Here is a 6,439-nt window from a genome sequence, read left to right as displayed (position 1 = left end):
GTACTATCTAAGTACTATCTAAGTATTAGTCTAAGTAGTGAGAGTTACCTTCATCGCAGAGTGAATCATGGTTAAAGCAGGGCTCGGGTGCAGCATCCCTGCTGCCTCATTCACGAGATAGACTCGAGCCATTTAGTCCAACACCCTCTCATTAGCCTCAGTGTTGCCATTTAGATAAAAAAATCAGCATGTTTGCGTATATGCATGATGATTAAGAGTTGGCACGTTTTTGCCCCATTATGATTTAGAACAATTACTCATTCGAACTTTGTGTTTCTGTGTTTGTCTTATATTTACTAATGCGGAAAGCAAAAGATAAGGCCCTAGTAACTTGTTTTGTATTATGCCTTAAAGACTGTCAAGAGGACTTATAACCCCAGTATGATGGCCACCAATCACATGGGTATATATCTCGGTTGTTTTGACATCACTGTGTCCCAATAACTCTTGGATGGTACGAATGTCATGGCCTTTGAGTAATAAAGATGTTGCAAATGAATGGCGGAAAGTATGGGCGGTAACGCGCTTATCTATACCACAGTTAGTGGTAGCTTGCCTTAATGCACGTGAAAAAGCCGTTGGATGAATATGGTGTCTGCACACATAGTTGTCACTTGGGTGCATACAACGGCGGCTAGCAGGAAAGATATATTGCCAATGAAACTTAGAGGCGTTACTACGGTATTTTCTGATGAGAGAGATGGGCAATGAAGCAAGTCCAAAGCCATCTGATAAATCCGCCTCGTGGAGCTTTTTTACCTGTTTCATTTGTGACTTTAGAACATCAATCAATCCGTTAGGTAGCATACAAACTCGATCTTTTTGCCCTTTACCTCGGTACACAAAGATAGATTTAGTGGTTAGATCAATATCTTTTACCCTAAGTTTTAAGGCTTCCTTTAATCTTAGCCCTGAGCCAAATAGGATGGCACCAATTAAATAGTGGTAGCCTGACAAATTGCTGATGATCAGTTTTGCTTCTTCGTTAGACAATACCTGCGGTATTCGTTTAGGGGCTTTTACATAGGGAAATTGTAACTCATTGGGCTCAATTTTTAACACATGGCGACAAGCAAATACAATGGCACATAGGGCCTGTTTCTGGGTGCTCGCCGACACTTCGCACTCCACTGCTAAAAAACAGAGAAATTGTTCAATCAAAGCGGGGGTTATATCAGCACCATGACGAATATTGCAATGTCGAATGAAATAGCGGTTCCAATAGAGGTAGGATTTTTCTGTTTGATAGCTGTAATGGCGTACCCTGATCTTTGTCCGTATAGCCTCCAAAAATGTTAATTGCCCCATAACCGTTACCTTACCAATGCACTGTGTTTATATACAGTTATAGTTGAGGTTGAGATAATTGCTATGAAAAAGATGCATAAATCGTTGGATTGACGCATCGATAATACTAACTGTTAAGCATTAACTCATTATTATCAATAGTTTGTAATATATATAAAAGTGCTATGCAGACCTCGTAAACACCTATGCATCTTTTTTATCTGCTGAATTGTCATATTTAACCTGTATTTTTTGTTAAATAATATATTTACAACAAACACTTACAAGTGATATTTTGACGAAGAAACTTACAAGAAAGCAGGAGGGTTATCCTGCTGCTAATCAATAAGCTGTTAGGTAACTATTCAAGCTCATGAGAAAATCTGAAATTCGTGAAATAGGTAGTAGAGTTAGTGTGAAAAGTAGAAAATTGCTAAGTTTAGCTGTGATTTTTTCTGTGTTAGTAATTGTCTCCTCAATCATTGTATTTAAGCTCGAACTATTGTCAGAGTCGGCCAATAACAATTTAATGATTTTCGTTATTATTGGTGTAGCTTTACCACCAATACTTGTATCCAAAAAATTGGCTAAACTATCACATGCCTTAGAAATTGTTTGCACAAATTGTATCTGTAAAGTGGACAAAAATGCTCTGGATGAAATCAATGAAAATAGTATTTGCCCAAACTGTGGTAAAGAAATATTCAGCGATTAAGTTACCTAACAAGAATTTCAAGTGGGACTGCTAACAGTTTGCTCGGTTTCGCTTCGCTACACATTTTAGCAAACTGTTTTCAGCCCCTTAAATGGGCGTTATAAGCCAAAGGAAGATATGAGTTTACTGAAGGAACAATTAGCTAAAGTTAGAACTCCGTTTAGGGTACTTGCTGGTTTCATCTTTGTACTTTCATTGTTTGCGACTTTAGCTACGGTTACTTTTGCGTTTACAGAACCATATCATCATATTATTTGGCTTTTAGGTATCGTGACGTTTGGTATGTCATATATATCAGGGCATGTAGTGTTTACAGGTTATGCCCCTAAATTTTTACTGTTTACGCATGGAGCTAAAGATGGCTTATAACAAGTTGCTCAAGTTCGTTCGTAAACTCACTGGGACAATTAACAGTTGGCTTGGCGCTTCGCGCAAGTATAGCCAACTGTCAATTGCCCCTTAGCAAAGCGTTAGCATTCTCTGGAGTATGAATGGATATCTTGATTACAATTATCGCGTTAGGCCTTTTTTTATGGATGACTTTAGGACCGCTTGCTATAACCATGCACAAAAAAAGAGTTGTTAGTAACACCTACGATAAATCAATAGTTTATCTTGCATCTGAGTTTAGCTTTACACCTGATAATTGGAATAAGATAAAGGACAAAATAGACTATGAAAAGCCAAAAAATATCATTGTTCCATTTAAAACTATTTGGGCAGGGATTTATGGGCGTCCATTCACTAGTTTTGGGCAGGTTGGCTCTATTTGGCACGGTCTTTTATTCTTAGCTTTGTTTGTCATGATCGGTTTTGGTAAAAGCCCCCTAAAACTCTTTGCTGCTGATATCATGAATTTCTTATTAATTTTAGGATTAGGACTATGTTGGTTTTTTTATAATTTTAGGTCTTTTGCCGCAGACATTAGTGACGTTAGTCAGCGTTCTGATATAGCTCTTAGTTTTCTAATCGATTTAGGTTGGGAAAATATTGATGAAGAGCTTATAGATACGTTAAAAGAAGAAGTTAAAGTGGATTTTGATTTGTATAAAAAAGATTCCAGCATAAACGGAATTGTATTACTTTTAATATCATCTACCTTATTATTCTATTCCCGAATTAGTGACATGTTTTCTACATCGGCTGTAATTTCCTTTGTTTTTATATTTGCTTCTATATTTTTATCAAAATGGCTATATGAAAGCTATAGATCCCGACTAATAGAAATATCTTTAAATACCGTCTTAGGGTTAAAAAAGAATATTCAGCTAAAAAATGCTAACAAGAAAATCAACAAGGACACGTAACAGTTGGCTACGTTTCGCTTCGCTACACCATTTTAGCCAACCATTACTTAGCCTGTTATTTGAGCGTTATATGCCATCATGAAAAATCTGAGAATTGAGCCTACATCGGTAAATTGGGAATTTGAAGAAAAGACTATTTCAGTTGATGTGGGTGGTCGTATCAAAGGAGTTCACTTCGTAACTTCTGAAAGCACATTACTTATTTTATCAGCCGAGCGTGGAGAAGCTGAGGACTTATTGGCATTCAATCAAGACGGCACTTTAAGGTTTTCGTTGCGTTCTCCAAACGGGTTTTTCTTCAGTTTTTCAGGAGTTAATGGCGATGTTCGCGTAACCTGTGGGTACGAGTTAATAAAGGCCAAAAACTATCTAATAAACTTCAGCAAAATGAGCCTTGAGCAAAATGGCATATAACAAGTTACTAAATTTCGTTCCGGCCATAAAAAGCATGGCCTCCACGGGACTGCCTACGCTACGCTGCGGCAGCCCATTAGTAATGCGTTATGTAACTAGGAGTTTTTCAGAGTTTGGATATTAAAACTATAAGTAGTATTTTTGGTGTACTAGGCTTTTTTATTAGTATTGCTACTTTCATCTTAACTCGAGTTGAAAGAAGAAAAAAACTGTTAGTTGAGTTGTATGTTGGCGATACTTCTGAATATAAAGAAGAATATGCTTCATACACAGATGACGATTATGCTGAAGTAATAAAAATTCGTGTAACTAATATCGGTGGACAAGCTGTAGTAATTAACCCTGAGAGCTTTAAGTTTATTGCACAAGATAAGGCTCTTCTTGTCCATCACTGTGATTGGTTTGGTCTACAGAAAATACCATCTCCCTTGAACTGTGGCAGTTCACTAGAAGTGGCGATACATACAGATAGTTTTATTGATTTATTAGGCTTTAAAAATCTAGATCAATATTGTAATAGTAAAGACGCAATGAAAACGGTGGTTCCTTTGTATGTATCTGTTAAAGATCATGGAGGTAGTAAATTTTTCACTAAAAACTTTAAATATTTTTATTTTGTACATTCATTAGAAAGAATCACATAACAAGCTAATAAATAAGGACAAATTACAGTTGGTTTTTGCTCCTGCGTCGCCTATTTTAACCAACTGAAATTTGCCCATTATTAGGGCGTTATACCCAATGGAGAATTTCGTGGCTTCATTAGAAGGCGTGAATAGATTAAGTTGTGAAAAATTCACATGTCACCAATGTGAAAAAAACTACTCTGACGACGATGTAAGGAAAACATGGAGGTGTCCAGACTGCGGAGACTACATTTATATTTATGCAGAGGATGCAGACAGCAATACAAGAATTGTCTTGCTTAGAAAGCGCGCAAGCGAAGTCACAGAAGGCGATATGGTGCACCTGCCTGGCAGCCTCACAAAAGAGTGCAACCAAGTGCTTGGAGTGAGAGTTATAGGTAACAAGCTTGGCCTTGGTCTTAAGGGCTATGGGACATACAAAATTTCACCTGAAGACCCTGTTAACATCCGAACTGGCTCGTGGTAATTGGGTATAACAATGCGCTCAAACCGCTCACTTCGCTCGCTGGGACGGCGTTCCGCCGCCCCTTAGCTTAATCGTTAGGTAACTACGGATGGTCAATCTTATTAATCAAGCTTTGCGAAGCCGAGATGTAAGAAAACTAGTTGAACCTCATTTACACGAAGTTGTTTGGGATTCAGGGGTTGATGAAACTAGTGAATGGGTAGTGGCTTCATTTGAAGATGAAACTCATATTCAAAAGTTAACGTCTTGGTTAAAAAGCAAAGGCGTTTCGGGTTCCACTAAAGTCATTTTAATTGATTCTGCTTGGTCTGAGCTTCAGCAAACAACTTGGGAAGCCTTGCTTAAAAAATCAGAAGGTTATTTTAAACAAAAACACATGCTTGTTGTGGCAGCAGATCGCTCTTGGGTTATGGAGTATGCTTCTCAACAAATAATTAGGTTTGGCCGTTGGGTAAATGTTACCTAACAAACAAATTATGGCAGGGACGCGCAAACAGCACGCGCCCCATATTTGAAGCGTTATGTTGCATATGGAAATGTCGATGAATCATCAACTTCGCGAAAATTATCGAAAAGAAACCTTCGATACATTAGATCTCATATCATCTAAAAATGAACAACTGGATTACCAAAATAAGGTTCCAATAGCTCAAGTTTCAGCAGAGTTATTTTGGTCTTGGGAATCATGCTACCAAGATGTAAATGATCGCGATTGGTATCAGGGAATCTTCTCTAATAAAGAACTAGAAATTCTCAAAAAATTTGATGTGACATTTGAACTTGTATGGTCAGAAATAGGCAGTGATATTCCTTATATCACAGAATTTATCCAAACAAAGCAGTGGCTTACTTTATCAAAAGCAGCTAAGTTAGCTCTATTGGAGTTAGCTGCAACATAACAAGAATTTCAAGCAGGACAAAATACAGTTGGCTTTTTGTTCACTACGTTCACCTATTTTAGCCAACTATATTTTGCCTCTTAAATGGGCGTTAGTCATCTTTTGGAAGTGAAATGAATATAGACATACTACAAATTGGAATTGTGATAGCTTTTATTCTGTCATGCGTGCTGATATATAAATTTTTGGTGATGGCCATATCTGGGAAAGTTCCACAAAGCCCTGCTGCAATGGGTATTGGCATTGCTGCTCTTTCATTCTTACCAGCTATATCATGGTTCGTAGCTTGGTTTATCGATCGTAATATTAATCAGTTGTTTGGGTCAGACCTTCCAATTTATCTATTACTTAGTATTCCTATCCTAGTGAGCTCACTTACTTTAGCAGGGTATTTGGCAACTAAAACAAGTGAAGACACTTCAATGATGAACCTGAAATTATTAATTGCTTTAGGTGTCATTCCACACTTTATTGTATCAACATTCGCATTTATGAGTTTACCTGGATGGATGAACTACCTAGATTTTGGTGCCTATATTCCAGCAATAATTATCGGCAGAATTCTATATATTAAAATGACTAACTAATAAGGATAGGCCGCGCGAAGCCGCGTCCTTATCCCAAGTGTTGAACAAGCCCGAGCTCACGATAAGTTGTACCTTTAATAGTAAATAGCAGATCGAGAATACGATCTGTTTGGTGTG

General features: G+C 37.5%; 10 protein-coding genes. 9 read left to right on the top strand and 1 reads right to left on the bottom strand.

From position 1 onward, the window contains the following. Positions 1 to 348: 348 nt before the first annotated feature. Complete coding sequence (locus H5073_RS17620) at positions 349 to 1,308, bottom strand: integron integrase (RefSeq protein WP_182680871.1); 960 nt, start codon at positions 1,306 to 1,308, stop codon at positions 349 to 351. 352 nt (positions 1,309 to 1,660) lie between these two features. Here H5073_RS17620 and H5073_RS17615 point away from each other — a divergent pair, with 352 nt between their 5' ends. The 9 genes from H5073_RS17615 (at position 1,661) to H5073_RS17575 (ending at position 6,322) form a co-directional block, all read left to right on the top strand. Then, the gene (locus H5073_RS17615) at positions 1,661 to 2,002 is read left to right on the top strand and encodes a hypothetical protein (protein WP_182680870.1); all 342 of its coding nucleotides are present in this window, start codon (positions 1,661 to 1,663) and stop codon (positions 2,000 to 2,002) included. A gap of 117 nt (positions 2,003 to 2,119) precedes the next feature. Further along, positions 2,120 to 2,371: a hypothetical protein gene (locus H5073_RS17610; protein WP_182680869.1), complete on the top strand. Its 252-nt coding sequence runs from the start codon at positions 2,120 to 2,122 to the stop codon at positions 2,369 to 2,371. 122 nt (positions 2,372 to 2,493) lie between these two features. Next, on the top strand, positions 2,494 to 3,309 hold the full coding sequence (locus H5073_RS17605; RefSeq protein WP_182680868.1) for a hypothetical protein: 816 nt from the start codon (positions 2,494 to 2,496) through the stop codon (positions 3,307 to 3,309). 78 nt (positions 3,310 to 3,387) lie between these two features. Then, positions 3,388 to 3,723, top strand: coding sequence for a hypothetical protein (locus H5073_RS17600; RefSeq protein WP_182680867.1), 336 nt, complete (start codon positions 3,388 to 3,390; stop codon positions 3,721 to 3,723). Between the two features lie 113 nt (positions 3,724 to 3,836). Further along, on the top strand, positions 3,837 to 4,367 hold the full coding sequence (locus H5073_RS17595) for a hypothetical protein (protein WP_182680866.1): 531 nt from the start codon (positions 3,837 to 3,839) through the stop codon (positions 4,365 to 4,367). Between the two features lie 109 nt (positions 4,368 to 4,476). Beyond that, on the top strand, positions 4,477 to 4,836 hold the full coding sequence (locus H5073_RS17590) for a hypothetical protein (protein WP_182680865.1): 360 nt from the start codon (positions 4,477 to 4,479) through the stop codon (positions 4,834 to 4,836). Between the two features lie 88 nt (positions 4,837 to 4,924). Then, complete coding sequence (locus H5073_RS17585) at positions 4,925 to 5,302, top strand: hypothetical protein (RefSeq protein ID WP_182680864.1); 378 nt, start codon at positions 4,925 to 4,927, stop codon at positions 5,300 to 5,302. Positions 5,303 to 5,378: 76 nt separating this feature from the next. Next, positions 5,379 to 5,735 (top strand): hypothetical protein, encoded by a 357-nt coding sequence (locus tag H5073_RS17580; RefSeq protein WP_182680863.1) that lies wholly within the window; start codon positions 5,379 to 5,381, stop codon positions 5,733 to 5,735. Between the two features lie 113 nt (positions 5,736 to 5,848). Further along, the gene (locus tag H5073_RS17575; RefSeq protein ID WP_182680862.1) at positions 5,849 to 6,322 is read left to right on the top strand and encodes a hypothetical protein; all 474 of its coding nucleotides are present in this window, start codon (positions 5,849 to 5,851) and stop codon (positions 6,320 to 6,322) included. Positions 6,323 to 6,439: the final 117 nt, after the last annotated feature.

The sequence above is a fragment of the Shewanella sp. SR44-3 genome (genome assembly GCF_014163735.1).
In the GTDB taxonomy this organism is placed as follows: Bacteria; Pseudomonadota; Gammaproteobacteria; order Enterobacterales; family Shewanellaceae; genus Shewanella.
This window is presented reverse-complemented; position numbering and strand designations above follow the sequence as displayed.

What these genes read in the sequence shown, in the direction of transcription:
- H5073_RS17620 (WP_182680871.1), bottom strand. Translation starts at nt 1,308, where the DNA reads ATGGGGCAATTAACATTTTTGGAGGCTATACGGACAAAGATCAGGGTA.
- H5073_RS17615 (WP_182680870.1), top strand. Translation starts at nt 1,661, where the DNA reads ATGAGAAAATCTGAAATTCGTGAAATAGGTAGTAGAGTTAGTGTGAAA.
- H5073_RS17610 (WP_182680869.1), top strand. Translation starts at nt 2,120, where the DNA reads ATGAGTTTACTGAAGGAACAATTAGCTAAAGTTAGAACTCCGTTTAGG.
- H5073_RS17605 (WP_182680868.1), top strand. Translation starts at nt 2,494, where the DNA reads ATGGATATCTTGATTACAATTATCGCGTTAGGCCTTTTTTTATGGATG.
- H5073_RS17600 (WP_182680867.1), top strand. Translation starts at nt 3,388, where the DNA reads ATGAAAAATCTGAGAATTGAGCCTACATCGGTAAATTGGGAATTTGAA.
- H5073_RS17585 (WP_182680864.1), top strand. Translation starts at nt 4,925, where the DNA reads ATGGTCAATCTTATTAATCAAGCTTTGCGAAGCCGAGATGTAAGAAAA.
- H5073_RS17580 (WP_182680863.1), top strand. Translation starts at nt 5,379, where the DNA reads ATGAATCATCAACTTCGCGAAAATTATCGAAAAGAAACCTTCGATACA.
- H5073_RS17575 (WP_182680862.1), top strand. Translation starts at nt 5,849, where the DNA reads ATGAATATAGACATACTACAAATTGGAATTGTGATAGCTTTTATTCTG.